The 15,606-nt window shown below is 59.0% G+C and carries 16 protein-coding genes; 12 read left to right on the forward strand and 4 right to left on the reverse strand.

Annotated elements, in window-relative coordinates; genetic code table 11:
* Positions 1 to 75 precede the first annotated feature (75 nt).
* Positions 76 to 2,007, forward strand: a complete 1,932-nt coding sequence (locus tag NW843_RS08730; protein ID WP_414522694.1) for a BamA/TamA family outer membrane protein — start codon at positions 76 to 78, stop codon at positions 2,005 to 2,007.
* Positions 2,008 to 2,071: 64 nt separating this feature from the next.
* Positions 2,072 to 2,440, forward strand: coding sequence for a hypothetical protein (locus NW843_RS08735; protein ID WP_414522695.1), 369 nt, complete (start codon positions 2,072 to 2,074; stop codon positions 2,438 to 2,440).
* Here NW843_RS08735 and NW843_RS08740 read toward each other — a convergent pair.
* The gene (locus NW843_RS08740) at positions 2,437 to 3,519 is read right to left on the reverse strand and encodes an Mrp/NBP35 family ATP-binding protein (RefSeq protein WP_011432409.1); all 1,083 of its coding nucleotides are present in this window, start codon (positions 3,517 to 3,519) and stop codon (positions 2,437 to 2,439) included. The two genes, NW843_RS08735 and NW843_RS08740, sit on opposite strands and share 4 nt — an antisense overlap.
* A gap of 296 nt (positions 3,520 to 3,815) precedes the next feature.
* On the opposite strand from NW843_RS08740, the gene NW843_RS08745 reads away from it, so the two are divergent.
* The 6 genes from NW843_RS08745 (at position 3,816) to NW843_RS08770 (ending at position 10,596) form a co-directional block, all read left to right on the forward strand.
* The gene (locus tag NW843_RS08745) at positions 3,816 to 3,980 is read left to right on the forward strand and encodes a DUF6464 family protein (RefSeq protein ID WP_238376969.1); all 165 of its coding nucleotides are present in this window, start codon (positions 3,816 to 3,818) and stop codon (positions 3,978 to 3,980) included.
* 68 nt (positions 3,981 to 4,048) lie between these two features.
* On the forward strand, positions 4,049 to 4,543 hold the full coding sequence (locus NW843_RS08750) for an N-acetyltransferase family protein (protein WP_414347469.1): 495 nt from the start codon (positions 4,049 to 4,051) through the stop codon (positions 4,541 to 4,543).
* Between the two features lie 349 nt (positions 4,544 to 4,892).
* Entirely contained in the window at positions 4,893 to 7,658 is a 2,766-nt protein-coding gene (locus NW843_RS08755) for a cation-translocating P-type ATPase (RefSeq protein WP_414522696.1), read from the forward strand.
* A 565-nt stretch (positions 7,659 to 8,223) separates the two neighbouring features.
* A complete protein-coding gene (locus NW843_RS08760; RefSeq protein WP_011432404.1) occupies positions 8,224 to 8,676 on the forward strand; it encodes an AbrB family transcriptional regulator in 453 nt (150 codons plus the stop codon).
* Between the two features lie 134 nt (positions 8,677 to 8,810).
* Positions 8,811 to 10,214, forward strand: a complete 1,404-nt coding sequence (locus NW843_RS08765) for a 1-acyl-sn-glycerol-3-phosphate acyltransferase (protein WP_414522697.1) — start codon at positions 8,811 to 8,813, stop codon at positions 10,212 to 10,214.
* Positions 10,215 to 10,392: 178 nt separating this feature from the next.
* Positions 10,393 to 10,596 carry a hypothetical protein gene (locus NW843_RS08770; protein ID WP_041436260.1) on the forward strand — a complete coding sequence of 68 codons (204 nt, stop codon included), beginning with the start codon at positions 10,393 to 10,395 and terminating at the stop codon, positions 10,594 to 10,596.
* 103 nt (positions 10,597 to 10,699) lie between these two features.
* On the opposite strand, the gene NW843_RS08775 is transcribed toward NW843_RS08770, so the two are convergent.
* Positions 10,700 to 11,230, reverse strand: a complete 531-nt coding sequence (locus NW843_RS08775; protein ID WP_011432401.1) for a hypothetical protein — start codon at positions 11,228 to 11,230, stop codon at positions 10,700 to 10,702.
* Positions 11,231 to 11,256: 26 nt separating this feature from the next.
* Here NW843_RS08775 and NW843_RS08780 point away from each other — a divergent pair, with 26 nt between their 5' ends.
* The 3 genes from NW843_RS08780 to NW843_RS08790 all read left to right on the forward strand — a co-directional run bounded on the left by NW843_RS08780 (position 11,257) and on the right by NW843_RS08790 (position 14,234).
* A complete protein-coding gene (locus tag NW843_RS08780; RefSeq protein WP_414412828.1) occupies positions 11,257 to 11,589 on the forward strand; it encodes an OmpA family protein in 333 nt (110 codons plus the stop codon).
* A 119-nt stretch (positions 11,590 to 11,708) separates the two neighbouring features.
* A complete protein-coding gene (locus tag NW843_RS08785) occupies positions 11,709 to 12,821 on the forward strand; it encodes a hypothetical protein (protein ID WP_414522699.1) in 1,113 nt (370 codons plus the stop codon).
* 159 nt (positions 12,822 to 12,980) lie between these two features.
* Positions 12,981 to 14,234: an AI-2E family transporter gene (locus tag NW843_RS08790; RefSeq protein ID WP_414522701.1), complete on the forward strand. Its 1,254-nt coding sequence runs from the start codon at positions 12,981 to 12,983 to the stop codon at positions 14,232 to 14,234.
* Positions 14,235 to 14,306: 72 nt separating this feature from the next.
* Here NW843_RS08790 and NW843_RS08795 read toward each other — a convergent pair whose 3' ends face one another.
* Together NW843_RS08795 and rnc are read right to left on the reverse strand one after the other, a co-directional pair.
* Positions 14,307 to 14,534, reverse strand: a complete 228-nt coding sequence (locus tag NW843_RS08795; protein WP_414399535.1) for a hypothetical protein — start codon at positions 14,532 to 14,534, stop codon at positions 14,307 to 14,309.
* A complete protein-coding gene (gene rnc / locus NW843_RS08800; RefSeq protein WP_414522703.1) occupies positions 14,531 to 15,253 on the reverse strand; it encodes a ribonuclease III in 723 nt (240 codons plus the stop codon). Before rnc ends, NW843_RS08795 begins: the two co-directional genes overlap by 4 nt.
* Before the next feature lie 153 nt (positions 15,254 to 15,406).
* Between rnc and NW843_RS08805 the strand changes: the two genes are divergently transcribed.
* Positions 15,407 to 15,568, forward strand: a complete 162-nt coding sequence (locus NW843_RS08805; protein WP_414522704.1) for a hypothetical protein — start codon at positions 15,407 to 15,409, stop codon at positions 15,566 to 15,568.
* Positions 15,569 to 15,606 lie beyond the last annotated feature (38 nt).

Below are 15,606 nucleotides of genomic sequence, written 5' to 3' on the forward strand. Positions count from 1 at the left end.
TTTCAGTATAGTTGAGCTTATTATTGACTAGAGTCATGCTCTGCAATCTTGCTTTTTGGTGTGCGAGGGATCCCCATGAATCGTTCCAGGCAACTTCGCCCTTGGCTAACTTCAGCGCTCACCTGCCGGATGGTGCTCAGCACCGCTTTTGCCCTCGCTGAAGCGTCCCGTAGCGCTCTGCTGATGGGATCCCCGGCTTGGGCGCAATCGGTTCCTCAGCCCGGCACCCTCGACCTGCGCACCGGTGGCGACACCCCCGCCCAGCCCTCCCCCACCCCACCCCCCACTGCCGGCGAGCCAGAAGTGTTGGTAGCGGAGGTAGTGGTTGAGGGCACTGAAGATCCGGAGCTGATCAACCGGGTTTACAGCGTCATCCGCACCCGCGCCGGCGAGGTTTCCACCCGATCCCAGTTGCGGGAAGACATCAATGCCGTGTTTGCCACCGGATTGTTTGCCGATGTGCGGGCAGTGCCTTCCGATACACCCTTGGGAGTGCGGGTCACCTTTGAGGTCAAGCCCAACCCAATCCTGAAAGCCGTGCGCACGGAAGGGGCGAAAGTTCTGGATCCGGAAGTGCTGCGGGCCGCCTTTGCCGACCAGGAAGGGCGGGTGCTCAACTTCGGCGAGCTGCAACTGGCTGTGGCCGAGATCGAGCAGTGGTACGCCGATAAGGGTTACGTGCTGGCCAAAGTGACGGATGTGCGCTCCTCTGAAGACGGCACCATCACCCTGGAAATCGCCGAAGGGGTGATCGAGGATATTCGCGTTCAGGGCAACACCAAAACCCGTGACTTCATCATCACCCGCGAGTTGAAGTCCAAGCCGGGGGATGTGTTTAACCGCAACCAAATCCAGGAAGACCTGCAGGCGGTTTTTAATCTCAACCTGTTTCAAAATGTGAATGTGGGGCTCAACCCCGGCCAGGATCCCGACAAGGTGGTGGTGGTGGTGAACGTGGAAGAACGTCGCACCGGTACCTTGGGCGGCACCATCGGCGTTAGCTCCGCCACAGGGGTCTTCGCCGGCCTCAACGTCTCCGAACAAAACTTGGGCGGCAACAACCAAAGTGCCAGCTTCAACGTGCAGGTGGGCACCAACGAAACCCTCTTCGACTTAAACTTCACCGACCCGCGGATTGCCACGCTGGACATTCCCACCTCCTACAACGTCAACATCTCCAACCAGCAGAGCTCCAGCTTTGTCTTTAATGAGGGATTCACCCTGCCCAATGGGGATCCCGTGCGCATCAACCGTCTTGGTGGCGGGGTGACTTTCTCTCGCCCGATTGGGGACAATTGGCGGGCCAGCTTGGGCACCCGCATCCAATTTGTAGAAGCTCGCAACAGCAACGGGGAGCAGCAGCGCTTCGATGTGCTGGGCAACCCGATTACCTTCAGCGAGAGCGGCCAAGACAGCTACACCACCCTGCGCCTCGGCCTCATCAACGATACCCGCGACAACCCCAACAGCCCCAGCCAGGGCTCGGTCTTTCGCATCTCCACAGAACAGTCGGTACGTCTGTTTCAAAATGGCTTGAATGCCAACCGCCTCGAGGCCGGCTACAGCCAGTTCATTCCCGTCAACCTGTTTGAAACCCGCAGCGAGCGACCGCAGGTATTGGCCTTTGATGTGCGAGCGGGCACGACCATCGGCGACTTGGCTCCCTACGATGCTTTTGCCATTGGTGGCGGCAACTCGGTGCGGGGCTTTTTCGAGGGGGGTATCGGTTCCGGTCGCAGCTTTGCCACCGCAACCGCCGAATTGCGCTTTCCCATTTTCGACCCGGTGGGGGCAGTGGTCTTTGCCGACTACGGCACTGATCTGGGCAGTGGAGCTGCCGTGGCCGGCAATCCTGCCCTGGTGCGCAACAAGCCGGGCAGTGGTTTGGGGCTGGGGGTCGGCATTCGCATCCAATCTCCCTTGGGGCCGCTGCGCATCGACTACGCGGTTGGGCAAGGCGGAGCCGGCCAAGGCCAACTGCACTTCGGCATTGGCGAGAAGTTCTGACTTGGCCGTGGATCGGCTGCCGGCTTGCTATGGTGGGAGCAGGTGCTCGTAATGGAAGCAACCCATGAAACAGCGACTCGGCCAATCGTTCCGCGGCGGATCCCTGGCGCTCCTGCTGGGCCTCAGCTTAGCCCTGGCAGGGTGTGGGCAACTGGCGCGGCTGGGCATCGGCACAACTCCCATCGCCACCGTAGAGCAAAATCCCTCCCGCTACACCGATGTGTATGTCCGCGGTCGCGTGGTGAACCAGATAGGGGTGTTCGGCCAGGGTGTGTATGAGCTCCAAGACAACAGCGGTTCCCTTTGGGTCATCACCGACAAGGGCCTGCCGGCCATGAACAGCACAGTGACCGTGCGCGGTAAAGCCCAAGAGGGGATTGTGGTGGGAGGACGCAGCTTCGGGGTCTCGTTGGTGGAAGCAGAGCGCTTCTAGCCTGCCCCCAAAGCCAGCATCGAAACACGGCCTGCCAAGGTTTTGGCAATTTGCCGCAGCGCCTGGGCCGAGGCTGACTCAGGCTGGCTGATGACGATGGGCTGGCCCGCATCCCCCCCTTGGCGCAGGGCAATCTCCAACGGGATCCGCCCCAGCAGCGGGACACCAAGCTCGCGGGCCGTGGTCTCTCCCCCTTCCGAGCCGAAAATATCGTACTGGCGATCCGGCAGGTCGGGCGGGATGAAGTAGCTCATGTTTTCCACAATACCCAGGATGGGCACCCCCAACTGCCGAAACATGTTCAAGCCCTTGCGGCTGTCCAGCAGGGCCACTGATTGGGGCGTGGTGACGATCACAGCTCCTGCCAGCGGCACTGCCTGAACCAGGGTCAACTGAGCATCGCCGGTGCCGGGGGGCATATCTACAATCAAGTAGTCCAACTCTCCCCACTGCACCTGATAGAGAAATTGCCGGATCACCCCGTTCAACATCGGCCCCCGCCAGATCACCGGCTGATCCCGCCCCACCAAAAGGCCCATCGACACCATCTTGACGCCGTAATTTTCCAGGGGGAAGATATCCTCGCCGCCGTCCTCCCGTTTTTGCACAACCAGAGACCGATCCTGCAGGCCCAACATCAGCGGCACATTGGGGCCGTAAATGTCGGCATCCAGTAGCCCCACCCGGGCCCCGCTTTGGGCCAGCGCCACCGCCACATTCACCGACACCGAGGTTTTGCCCACGCCCCCCTTGCCGCTGGAAATGGCGATGATGTTGCGCACACCGGGGATGGACTGGCGATTCGGCAGGGAAGGGGAACGGGGGGTTTCCGCCGTTACCGTAACATCAATGGCTTCGATGGGGGCCAGCTGGCGGATGGCAGCTTTGCACTCCTCGACAATGAATTCTCGCAAAGGGCAGGCCGGCGTGGTCAGCACCAGGGTAAAGGCCACTCGCCCAGGCTCGACGCGAATATCCCGGATCATGTTCAGTTCCACCAGGCTGCGGCGCAGCTCCGGATCTTGAACAGGGCGCAACGCTTCAAGGATGGCAGCAGCATCAAGGGTGGAGGTGGTCATGGAATCGGAAGGCTCAGCGGGTCAGTCCATATTTCACTCTAATCGGTTTTTCTCGGGTTCTTGCCGGCAGGGAAGGACAGCTCCAAAACGGGCTGCCACGCTAGTCCTGGGCAAGCAGGCTGGCCGAGGCTGATTCTGGTTGGAAGACAACGCTGTTGGCCGACGGGGGAGGGCAATTGTGCAAGCGCTGAGTGGGAGTTGGCTTGTGGTTGGGGCTAACGTTCTGGGCTCAGTTGATCCCTCTGCTGGAAAAGAGGGGATCCCGCCGCCTCTCAATCGGGGACGAGCGCCGGGCCATGCCAACTCTCTTTTCTGACTCGGCCTGGGATCCCTTCTGCCGTTACTTTTCTCGGTCACCCTACCTGCCTTGTGCGGTGAGTCCTCTGGGCCCCTGCCGCTGCCCCCACCACGCTGCGCGTCCAAAAGATGCTGCCTGGGCGTTCTGTCCACAACAAGAATAAACTGTGGTCTGTTCTCGTGCCGGTATCTCAGGAAATTCAAGGAATTGGTTGTGAAGCCAGGCAAAAGTATGGAAATCCGTCCTGCCACCGCCTTAGATGTGCCCGTTTTGTTTGACCTCATCTGCGCCTTGGCCGAGTACGAGAAGCTGAGCCACCTGGTAACGGGATCCGCCGATCTGTTGCGCCACTATTTGTTTGGCCCAGAGGCTTTGGCCTCGGCGTTGTTGGCAGAAGTGGAGGGGCAAGCGGTGGGATTTGCCCTCTACTTCCGCAATTTTTCCACGTTCCTGACCCGACCAGGGATTTACCTTGAGGATCTGTTCGTGTTGCCGGAGTTTCGCGGCAGAGGCATTGGCAAAGCGCTCTTGGCGCGGGTGGCTCAGGAGGCGGTGGCCAAAGGATATGGGCGGCTGGAGTGGATGGTTTTGGATTGGAATCAGCCGGCGATAGAGTTCTATCGACGCATGGGTGCCCAGCAACATCCCGAATGGATTCTCAACCGCGTGGTGGGTGCTGATTTGGAGGCTCTGGCTCGGCTGGCTGAGGATCCCCATCGAGCTTGAGCAAGCTCCCCTCTGTTACAGACCCTAGCATTCGTGACATCCTCCCGGCGCTCGTCCTACGGACAGAGCGCGGGCTTCCCTTGGCGTCAGCGGGATGGAGTCTTTACCTCGCGGTTGGGTATTCCTACCCCACGCCACTTGTCTAGGTCTACGACCCCCGACAGAACAACTGGACAGGTGGTTTCCCTTCCCCAGCATTCCTGGGTACTAGGCTTTGTTGACGCTGGGGGGAACAGCGGCACTTCTGGGGGGTAGGCGGCGTCGGCTAGGCTGTGGACTGTACGAGGGATTTGCCGTTGAATTCACGGCTGGCTTTCAAGTTCTGTTGCGATTCAACTAGAGACCTGCGATGGCAAAATCCGTCTCCCCTGACTCATTGCCGGCAGCTCCCTGGCACGCCCTGCCCGAAGAGGATGTTGCCCGCCAAATTGTTGCAGTGGATCTGCCTCTGGCGGCGCTTCTGGAACGGGGTCTGTCTCAAGCTGAGGTGATCCAGCGGCAGAAGCAATATGGCCCCAACGAACTCAAAGCCAAGACAGCTACCCCGGCTTGGGTGAAGTTTCTGCAGCAGTTTAACCAATCCTTGCTCTACATCTTGATGGTTGCCGGGGCGGTCAAGGCGTTCTTGGGATCCTGGCGCAATGCCATCGTGATCTGGGCGGTGGTGGTGATCAACGCCCTCATCGGCTACATCCAAGAGTCCAAAGCGGAGGAAGCGATCGCCGCCCTGGCCCGGTCGGTGGTGACGGAGGTTACTGTCATCCGGGAGGGGCAAAAACTGCGGGTGCCCTCGCGGGAGCTGGTGCCGGGGGATGTGGTGCTCTTGAGCTCGGGAGATAAGGTGCCCGCCGACCTGCGCTTGCTGAGCGTGCGCAACTTGCAGGTGGATGAATCGGCCCTGACAGGGGAGTCGGTGCCGGTGGAAAAACGGCTGGGATCCCTGCCAGAGGAGACTTCTCTTGCGGACCGCCAGAACATGGCCTACGCCGGCAGCTTCGTCACCTTCGGCCAAGGGGCAGGAGTGGTGGTGGCCATCGGCAACCAAACCCAGACGGGCCGCATTTCTGAGCTGATCGAGGAAAGGGGATCCCTGCAAACCCCCCTGACTCGCAAGTTCGAGGAATTCAGCCTCATGCTGCTCAGGATCATCCTCAGCTTGGCCGGGCTCACCTTTTTGGTGGGATTGGCTCAGGGACAGGGGGCGGCCAGTGTCTTTGAGGCGGCAGTGGCGCTGGCGGTGAGTGCTATCCCCGAAGGCTTGCCGGCGGTAGTCACTGTAACCTTGGCGATTGGGGTTTCCCGCATGGCAAAACGCCACGCCATTATCCGCAAGCTGCCGGCGGTGGAGACCCTGGGCAGCGCTACGGTAATTTGCTCTGACAAAACCGGCACCCTCACGGAAAACCAGATGACGGTGCAGGCCATCTACGCCGGATCCCAGCTCTACCGAGTCACAGGCAGTGGCTACAGTCCTCAGGGACAAATCCTGGCCCAGGAGGGGGATGCTCCGGTGGAAGTGGATCGGCTGCCGGTGTTACAGGCTTGTCTCTTGGCCGGTTGCCTCTGCAACGACACCCGTCTCAAACTCAAAGACAACGGCCAGTGGGAGGTGGTAGGGGATCCCACCGAGGCGGCTCTGCTTGTGGCAGCCCAGAAGGGGGGTCTGGATCTGGAAGAACTGCAGCGCCGCCGCCCTCGCCTGGACAGCATCCCCTTTGAATCCGAGTTTCAGTACATGGCCACCCTGCACCGGCTGGGGCCAGAAGAGCATTGCCTCTATGTCAAGGGATCCGTAGAGGCTCTCTTGTCCCGCTGCCATAGCCAGATGGGATCCCAGGGGGAGATCCAGCCTCTGGAAGAGGAGCGGATTCGCCAGCAGGTGGAGGCGTTGGCACGACAAGGGCTGCGAGTTCTGGCCTTTGCCCAAAAAACCGTCCCCAGCAGCCAAACTCGTGTGGATCACCCCGATCTGGAAGGGGATCTGGTTTTCTTGGGATTGCAAGGAATGATCGACCCGCCGCGGCCGGAGGCCATTGCGGCAGTGCATTCCTGCCAAACGGCTGGGATCCAGGTGAAGATGATCACCGGCGACCACGTGCTCACGGCTCAAGCCATTGCCGAGCAGATGGGCCTGGGGGGTGGAAAACCTGTGCAAGCCTACAGCGGTCGAGATCTGGAGCGGCTCAGCCCCGAGAAGTTTGTTACAGCCGCCAATGAGGGATCCGTCTTCGCACGGGTGGTGCCAGAGCAAAAGCTGCGCCTGGTGGAAGCTCTGCAAGCGCGGGGGCAGATCGTGGCCATGACCGGCGATGGCGTCAACGACGCTCCGGCCCTAAAGCAAGCAGATGTGGGGATTGCCATGGGGCGAGGCGGCACCGAAGTGGCCAAAGCTGCTGCCGACATGATCCTGACCGATGACAACTTCGCCTCCATTGAGGCAGCCGTTGAGGAGGGGCGCACGGTTTACAACAACCTGCTCAAAGCCATTGCCTTCATCCTGCCGGTGAACGGGGGGGAATCGATGACGATTCTCCTCAGCGTGCTGCTCAACCGCGAGCTCCCCATTCTGGCCATTCAAGTGCTGTGGCTAAACATGATCAACTCCATCACCATGACGGTGCCTCTTGCCTTTGAGCCGAGCACAGGCCGAGAGATGACTCGCCCACCGCGGGATCCGGAGGCCAACTTGCTCTCTCCTAGGCTGCTGCAGCGCATCCTGCTGGTGTCCGTGTTCAACTGGATCTTGATCTTCGGGGTTTTTGAATACATCGAACAAACCACCGGCAACCTTAACCTGGCCCGCACCATGGCCATCCAAGCGTTGGTGATCGGTCGCATCTTCTACTTGCTCAGCCTCAGCCAGGCCATTCCTACCCTGTTGGGCCGTGGACGTGCCAGCCAATTGGAGCGCCATGAGCGCCTCATGGATACAGCAGCCATTGCCATCGGCATTGGGGCGGCCATCCTGCTGCAGATCCTCTTCAGCCAGTGGAGCCTGTTCAACATTATCTTCGACACAGCACCCCTGTCTTGGGAGCAATGGGGCTTTTGTTTGCTGGTGAGCTTGCCACTCATCGTTGTCTCAGCGGCAGCCAATCGAGTGGATCCTGAATGAATAACTTGCTTTGGGCAACTCGCGCTCACTGCGCTCCCATCTGAAGAAGTGCCGAAGAGGGGATCCCTCAGCCATTACTCAGATGTAGCCGGCCTCTGCCAAGAGATAAAAATGCCTGCTGGCCTAGGTCTGATGGCATCCAGCTTCACACCGCTCTGGCTGTCTTTTCGACCGATTTGCGCAAGGCAATCACCATCTCAGCGGCGGTTTTTTGGAAAGTCGAGCCTGTTTTCTGGCTGTGATCAGAGTTTGGGGCAGCCGACGAGTGGGGATGAGGCTGTAGAAAGCGGTGAGTCGGATCTACACCGCGGTACTACCCCCAAGGCGATCTTTTGTCAGCTCCATCCACAAAAGCCCCAGCACTCTTCAGGGCTTGAGTTCTTTTTGCCCCCATCACCTTTTGGCAAGGGCAGGAACACCTCTTGAGGGAGACGAGGTTTTTCCTTCGGAGCTGCCGGCTCAAGGAACAAGAGAAAAACCTGTCTTCAAAAAAGCCTCCGACTTTCGGTTGCAGGGGTACACCATAAGGCTATGATCTTAGGGGAAGGATGTAGGACATTAAAAAATGTCAGATATACCACCACAACCTTTAACCGGGAAGGCTCTGCTCCAGAAGGTCGAAGCGTTGGGGCATCTTCCACGCCGAGAAACGGCAAAGCGATGTGGCTATGTAACCATGACCAAGACCAACAAGCCTCGCGTCAACTTGAATGAGTTCTATGACGCGGTGCTGGCAGCAAAAGGTCTGAGCCTCAGCCCAAGTTCCAGCCGGGACAAGCGCGGTCGTGAGCCAACCTTTCGGGTCAGCGTTCACAAAAATGGGCAGTTGATCATTGGGTCGGCCTACACCGAAAAAATGAATCTCAAGCCTGGGGATGAGTTTGAGATTCAGCTGGGTTACAAGCACATTCACCTCAAGCAAGTGCTAAACGGCCAGGTGGTGGAGGAGTCAACCCCAAGTAAAGAAGCTTCCCCCAAAGCGACTCGCGGTCGCCGAAAAAAAACTGCTGGGGCTTGAACCTCTCCTGGGGTTGAGGAGAAGGGATCCAGTTGACGAACTGTCACTGTGTGGCTTTCTTCCCGCTTTGCCCTCTTTAAGATGGGATCCAAAGCCTAGGTTCACCCTCTTTCTGACCCTAGATAAGGATCCCTATGCAACAGAAGGTTCAGCCACCCCTCAAGTTTTTGCCGCCGCGATTGACGCCTTGGGTCGTTCATTTCGCTCAAGCAGGCTTGCCCCTTTGGTTGCGATGGACCAAAGGGATCCCTCGCGTTGAAGTAGAGGGGGGAGAGCGTTTGGCTCAGCTTTATCAGCAGTTTGAGGCGGGCAAGATTCGCCTGTTGGTGGCGTTTCGACACCCGACCCTGGATGATCCCCCCTGCTTGATGTACTTGTTCGCCCATCTCCTGCCGCAGGTGGCCCAACGCCAGGGGATCCGCTTTCGGGGCCGACCCCACGTTTTGTTTGTTTATGACCGCGGCCTACCTCTGTGGCTGGGATCCGTTGCCCGTTGGGGCTTGCCGCGCTTGGGCGGGATCCCGATTTTGCGAGGCCGTCTGGATCGGGCAGGGCTAAAAAGTTCTCGTGAGCAGTTTGTATCGGGCCGATATCCGCTGGCGGTAGCTCCAGAAGGGACGATCAACGGTATGAGCAGTCTTCTCAACCCGTTGGAGCCGGGGGTAGCCCAGATGAGCTTTTGGGCGGTGGAGGATCTGCACAAGGCGGGACGGCCAGAGCAGGTGCTGATCTTGCCGGTAGGCCTTCGCTATTCCTACCTGCGGGATCCCAGTGCCGCTCTGAATAGATTGCTCAGCCGCATGGAGGCCGATTGCAAGCTGCCACCCCCGCGCTCAACCCATGCCAGTCAGGCCTTTTTGCTGGCCCGTATTCTTCGCTTGGGAGAACACCTGCTGCAAGTCGTGCAGACCTTCTATGAGCGCTTTTATGCCCCTGCCCTTCCTGCTGCAGATAGAGCCCAGGTTAAAGAGGGGGACCTGTTGGCGCGTCTTCAAAGCTTATCGGATCTGGCCCTGCGGGTGGCCGAGCAACATTTCGGCCTAGAGCCCCAGGGAGACTTAATCGAGCGGCGGCACCGCATCGAACAGGCGGGCTGGGCCTGGATCTACCGCGAAGATATTGCCGATATTGCTGGTCTCTCGGCTCTGGAGAGGGGGCTGGCCAATCGAGTGGCTGCTGAGGCCAGTTTTCACCTCTGGCACATGCGCTTGGCGGAAACCTTGATGGTGTTTGCGGTGCGCCCCATGCCCGAGCAGCCCAGTCTAAGTCTAGACGAGTTGGCGGAAACCGCCCTGCGCCTCTGGAGCCTGTTGGCCTGGATCAAAGGAGAAAATCCTGTTGGAACTGCTCCCCCCCGCTTGGGACCCCGCCTGGCCCGTTTCAGCATTGGGGATCCCCTCTCGGTTTCCGAACGCTGGCCCGCCTACCAGGCCAACCGCCGACAAGCCGTACAAGCCCTCACCCAAGATTTACAAGCAGAAATGGAGCGGCTTATCAAAGGGATCCCGTGCTCCCCTGCGGTCCTCCCTGCTGTCTGACATGCCTAGTCGGCTCAGGGGCAAAAAGTGTAACAATTCCTGAGACATCTTGTGAGATATTTCGTGAAAGTAAAACGAACTTTTGCATTATCTGACAAGCAGGTGAAGGAAAGGGGAAGTTTCTGGCTCTTGGGGTAGAAAGGGGGCAGAAAGGAAGTGAGGCTCGTTGGCTTGGTCTATGTCTGATGAGCTGCTCCGCGCCATTCGCAGACGCGACCTGGAGGCCGCCACTTCAGCCGTGCAGCATTTGCGTTCTCGCCATTTAAGTGAAGCTGTGATCACCTCGATGGTGATGGTGGCCGTGGAGCGGTTGGCATGGGATGAAGGCGACCGGGCCGCCGCCAGTTGGTTACTGCGTCGCTGCTCCAGACGACGGCGCTGAAGGGATCCCCACTGGCCCAGAGGTCATTGCGATACTTCCCCTTTCCCTGGATCCGAGGGGCTTCCCGTGTCAACCTGCCCACAAAGCCCTATCCGCAGAGGGATTAGCTTTCTTCCTTGCCCTTGTTCGGATCGTCGGGATGCTGTCGGTCTTCATCAAGGAACATAAGCCTCTGGCGAACAGCCAATCGGTACTCGGAGGTGCGCCGAGAGAGAGAAGTCCACGCTCCTGCGCTGCCCAATTTAGACTTCTGATATAGCAAGGACGCGCTGGGAGCGAAGCCAACGGTTTGGGCATCCCCAATGGCAGCCAGATCGGCGCTTAAGAAGACAAACTGCCAGCTCTCCTTCTCGGTTTTTTCCTTGATCATCTTCTCAATTTGCTCTTTGCGGAACTCGCGACTGGCATTCTCTTGCCCATCGGTTACCACAACCATCACAACCTTGGCCGGGCGATCTGCCTCGCTGAGTTCGCTGAGGCTCTTTTCTAGGTCGATGATGCCGCGCCCCATGGCATCCAGCAAGGGAGTAGAAGCTCGCGGCACGTAGGTCTCGCGGGTCAGCTCAGGGACCTCGGCAATTGGCTTGAAGCGGTGAATGACTTCATAGGGATCCTGGGAGTCGAACTGAACCAAGGTAAGGGTGGCACTTCCTCTACGGCATTCTCTTTGCCTATGACTCGGATCAGATTGAAGCGGCTGCCGAGCCCACCCTTGCCGAGATCGCCAAGCTGATGCGCGAGCGCACCGACCTCAGCATCCTCGTGGTCGGTCATACCGATGCAACCGGTAGCTTCGACTACAACCTAGGTCTCTCGCGGCGCCGGGCCGAGGCGGTTGTCAACCGGTTGGTTCAGCTGGGTATCGAGCAACGTCGACTCTATCCGGTTGGTGTGGGGTTCTCTGCTCCTGTGGCCAGCAACACCACTGAGGAAGGCCGGGCGAAGAATCGCCGCGTGGAGTTGGTGGATCTGGCGGGTGGCAGAATCCCCTAGGGGAGAGTTTCTGAGTTTTGGCTCAGGGCAAGCATCGCCGAAAGTCTGGACACTGCGGCTGCGGCGAACTAGTTTAGAGGCAACTCTTTACTTCTAAGCTATTTCAAGGGGTGGGATCCATGCTTAGGCCCAGTCTTCTGTTCTCCGGCTCGGCGCTGTTGGGTTTGCTGTCCTTGCCGTTTTTGATCGGCGAAGGTGGCTGGTTGACCTCATCTCGTAAGAGCCAGAGTCCTGTCACTGAGGTTTCTCTACAAGCTTGGGAGCACTCCCTGCCCTCATCCCAGACCTTGTTTGAAGATGAAGCAGGTTCTGGATCTTGGCTCAGGCGGCAAGCCCAACTGCAAGAACGGGTACAACAGCTTGAGCAGCGCTCTCTCGCTCACCAGCAGCAGGTCTATCAATGGCTTGCGCAACAGGCAGATCCCCAGCCCGCCGGGGTTGTTGGCCGTTCCAACCCAAGCCTTGCCGTGCCGGCACGGCCTCGGCGTCAGGATCCCACTCTCTCTCAATCCTCTGCTCCGGCGGATCTTCCCAATGAGCTGGCGCGGCTAACCCAGTCCATCCAACAGGAGCCGGGAAATGCGCAACTTTATCTGCAACGGGCGCAATACTTCTGGCGGGAGTCTCAAGAAGATCCTGCTGCTTTACCGCAGCCTGAGCATGCTTCTGCCATTGCTCGCTTGATGCGCTCTGCTCTGCGGGATCTGGATATTGCCATTGCTTTGGATCCCTACCTGGCTGAAGCCTATTTGCTCAAGGCCAAAATCCAACACGAGCGTTTGCAAGAACCTGAGCAGGCTCTGGCGACCTTGTCTCCTCTGGATCGGATTGCCTATCACAACCCGCAATTGCACTTGATCCGCTCCCGCATTTGGGCCGAACAAGGCCATCTGGAATCGGCATTTGATGTGTCTCACCTGGCCATTGAGCTGGCCAAGCAAAATCAAAGTGCTGCCGATCTTTTCGAGGCCTATGTCCATCGCGGCCTGATGTGGGCCAGCATCTGCGACTTCAATTTGGCCGTTCAGGATTTCAGCCGGGCTATCGAGGTGCAGCCCCAGCGGGCTGAAGGTTACTACCACCGCGGTATGGCGCGCGCTTACCAGGGAGAGGATAGGGCTGGTGCCGCTTCCGATTTGGGTAGCGCTTTGATGTTGTGGCAGGTTTCGGGCGGGGGATCCCCGGGGCTGCTGGAATATGTAGAAGCGGTGCGGAGGGAACTGTTGCGGTAGCTCAGCTCTGGCGGGGTTTTTGCTGAGGATCTGAAGCGCTGGGTTTGGGGTCTTTGCCCAGGAGCATTTGGCAAGTTCGTCCAAGCCAGGCCAGGATGGTAGAGCCATCTGTTACCTAGGGGGGCTTGAACGCCCCCCTGAAGAGAACCCAGCCAAGTGATGAGCCGAAGACAACTGACCATCTCCGTATCCTCTGTAGCCCTGGTGGTGGCCACAGGGATGCTGTTGTTGCTGCTGTGGCAACTGCGCAGCTTGGTGCTGACGGTGATGATCGCGGTGGTGGTGGCGGCAGCGCTGGCTCCCCTGGTGGATCTGGCCGAGCGATTACGCATCCCCCGCTGGTTGGGGGTGGTAGGGGTGTATCTGAGTTTAATTGCCGGGATTGCCGGCTTGGCTCTGCTCATTGGCCCGACGGTGGTAACTCAGACCCAGCGGTTGCTGACGAGGCTGCCTTTCTATCTGGAGCAGTTGCAACTGTTGGTGGATACCTGGATTGCCGATCTGGCGGGGGTGGATCCGGCGGCGCTGGACTACCTAAACCAGTTGCTCGACCCTCAGTCGTTGATGAGCTGGGCGGTTCGCTCGGGACAACGGGTGCTGGTGCAGTCTTTCGACTTCACCCGTGGTTTGCTGGGCGGTCTGCTGACCATGGTGCTGACCCTCTTCATTTCCGGCTACATGCTGGTGAGCGGCTCTGACTTGGTGCGGGGCTTGGTGGAGTTGTTTCCCTATCCCTGGAATGAGCGGCTTGCTGAGCAGGTACACCCGATGGCTCAGCGCATGGGGGGCTACATTCAGGGGCGGGTGCTGGTCTCTGCCATTTTGGGCGTGATGATCACCGTCTCGCTTCGCTTTCTCGGCCTGTCGGAGTTCGCTCTGGCGCTGGGGGTGATCGCTGGGTTTACCAACCTTATCCCCTTCATTGGGCCGGTACTGGGATCCCTGCCCGCCTTGGTGGTGGCGATTGTGCAGGGGGGCTGGACTTTTTTGTGGGTGCTGATCCTATATGTTGCCGTTCAAAACCTGGAAACTTATGTGTTGGATCCTCTGTTGGTGGGATCCTCGGTGCGGGTGAAGCCCTTGTATCAGTTGCTGGCGGTGCTGGGGGGCACCCAGTTGTTGGGTATTGTTGGGGCGGTGATCGCCCCCCCGTGGGTGGCGGGTATGGCGGTGCTGCTGGAGAACCTCTATCTGAAGCCCAAGCAGGAGGCAGAGGTTCGAGCCAGGCTGTATGCTCGGGCCACCGAGGCTGCCGGTTCTTTGGCTTTGCCGGGGATGGATCCTGCCGACGCGAGCAGCCCAGAGCCATCTTTTTCCTCTCGTCCGAATGACTCGTCAAACGAGCCGGAAGGGTTGCCACAGAAAGAAAGTCTCTCGCCTGCGGATCCTGTAGCCGGAAGAAGTCCCTATTAGCAAGCTTCTCATCTATTCGCCTCTCTCCGCTCTCGGAGAAGGGCTGCTGTGGTTTTGGGTAGGGTGCACATCTCAGCGGTGACGGGCATCGAGGATGAACAGAGCACTGCCTACGACGAACAGGAGGCTGGCTCCTATCCCCAGCAGGGTTTGGACAACCTTGAGATTGAGAAAGGCTGGAGCTGCTGGATCCCACAGAGAGGGGTCACTGCCCAAGGTCATCACCTCGCTCACCGCAAACAGGCCACTCCCCAGCAAAAACAACCAACTGGCCAACTCGTAGCGGTGGCTGCCTCTCATGTCTGCTCCGACTGCAAGTGTTTGTAGGCTTGGGCAGCGGCGGCCATTTCCGCAGCCTTTTTTGAGCGACCTTCACCGCGGCCCCAGCACCGTCCTTGCCCCCAGACTTCCATGGTGAAATGGGGGGGATGTTCCTGGGCGGCCACCAGGCGGTATTCCGGCAGGCTGCCCCAAAGGCGTTGGGTGAGTTCTTGCAGGGCTGCTTTGGGGTTGCGCCGAGTGGGGTCTTGGAACCATTGCTCCACTCGTCGGTGTAAGTAGGGATCCAGCCAGGGATGCAGCCTGGGCAGCGTGTAAATACCCCAACTGAGATAAAAAGCCCCAAGCAGAGCCTCGAAAGCATCCGCCAGCCGCCGACCCCGCCCGGCCAAGTCGTTTTGCGAGCTGGATCCCACCTCGAGGTAGCGATCCAAGCCGTGCAGATCCGCCAGTTCTGCCAGGTAAGCATCGCTGATCAGGTCGGAGCGAATCGCGGTCAGCTCTCCCACCGACAGATGGGGATAGGACTGAAACAAGAATTCTGTGACCAAAATTCGCAGGACAGAATCCCCCAACAACTCCAGCCGATCGTTGTTCCGTCGGCCATCCAGAGAAGGGTGAATCAGAGCCTGATCCAGCAGATCCCAACGCAGTTGTTCCAGCAAAGCCGGATCCCTGAATCCAAGGCGGGCCAGCAAATGCTCCAAGGCACGGCGACGGGGCGGGATCAACTCAACCATACACTCAGGTGCTGACGTTGCCTTAGCGGTCAGAACTGCACAGCTTGCAACCATTTTGACCTGAGCCATCTCACCCAGGCCGGGATCCCCGCTCAGGCGGTAAGCCAGCTATGCTACAGGAGTAGTCTAGGCTTTTCGAGGGAGGATCCCTGCATGCCCATCCGCGCCCATTCCCCCATTCCCACGACTCAGATGGAAGTGACCAGCATTCGGCTGGAACGTGAGCTGAAGCAGCGGCTGAAGGCGCTGGCCGGAAATCGGGGCTACCAGGCCCTCATACGGGAAATTCTTTGGAGTTATGTCCTGCGTCACTGATACATTCACGCTGAACTCTCCTGAACATGGTTCAGGAA

This window comes from Synechococcus sp. R5-12 (genome assembly GCF_047502655.1).
Taxonomy (GTDB): Bacteria; Cyanobacteriota; Cyanobacteriia; order Thermostichales; family Thermostichaceae; genus Thermostichus.

What these genes read in the sequence shown, in the direction of transcription:
- NW843_RS08730 (WP_414522694.1), top strand. Translation starts at nt 76, where the DNA reads ATGAATCGTTCCAGGCAACTTCGCCCTTGGCTAACTTCAGCGCTCACC.
- NW843_RS08735 (WP_414522695.1), top strand. Translation starts at nt 2,072, where the DNA reads ATGAAACAGCGACTCGGCCAATCGTTCCGCGGCGGATCCCTGGCGCTC.
- NW843_RS08740 (WP_011432409.1), bottom strand. Translation starts at nt 3,519, where the DNA reads ATGACCACCTCCACCCTTGATGCTGCTGCCATCCTTGAAGCGTTGCGC.
- NW843_RS08745 (WP_238376969.1), top strand. Translation starts at nt 3,816, where the DNA reads ATGCCAACTCTCTTTTCTGACTCGGCCTGGGATCCCTTCTGCCGTTAC.
- NW843_RS08750 (WP_414347469.1), top strand. Translation starts at nt 4,049, where the DNA reads ATGGAAATCCGTCCTGCCACCGCCTTAGATGTGCCCGTTTTGTTTGAC.
- NW843_RS08755 (WP_414522696.1), top strand. Translation starts at nt 4,893, where the DNA reads ATGGCAAAATCCGTCTCCCCTGACTCATTGCCGGCAGCTCCCTGGCAC.
- NW843_RS08760 (WP_011432404.1), top strand. Translation starts at nt 8,224, where the DNA reads ATGTCAGATATACCACCACAACCTTTAACCGGGAAGGCTCTGCTCCAG.
- NW843_RS08765 (WP_414522697.1), top strand. Translation starts at nt 8,811, where the DNA reads ATGCAACAGAAGGTTCAGCCACCCCTCAAGTTTTTGCCGCCGCGATTG.
- NW843_RS08770 (WP_041436260.1), top strand. Translation starts at nt 10,393, where the DNA reads ATGTCTGATGAGCTGCTCCGCGCCATTCGCAGACGCGACCTGGAGGCC.
- NW843_RS08785 (WP_414522699.1), top strand. Translation starts at nt 11,709, where the DNA reads ATGCTTAGGCCCAGTCTTCTGTTCTCCGGCTCGGCGCTGTTGGGTTTG.
- NW843_RS08790 (WP_414522701.1), top strand. Translation starts at nt 12,981, where the DNA reads ATGAGCCGAAGACAACTGACCATCTCCGTATCCTCTGTAGCCCTGGTG.
- NW843_RS08795 (WP_414399535.1), bottom strand. Translation starts at nt 14,534, where the DNA reads ATGAGAGGCAGCCACCGCTACGAGTTGGCCAGTTGGTTGTTTTTGCTG.
- rnc (WP_414522703.1), bottom strand. Translation starts at nt 15,253, where the DNA reads ATGGTTGAGTTGATCCCGCCCCGTCGCCGTGCCTTGGAGCATTTGCTG.
- NW843_RS08805 (WP_414522704.1), top strand. Translation starts at nt 15,407, where the DNA reads ATGCCCATCCGCGCCCATTCCCCCATTCCCACGACTCAGATGGAAGTG.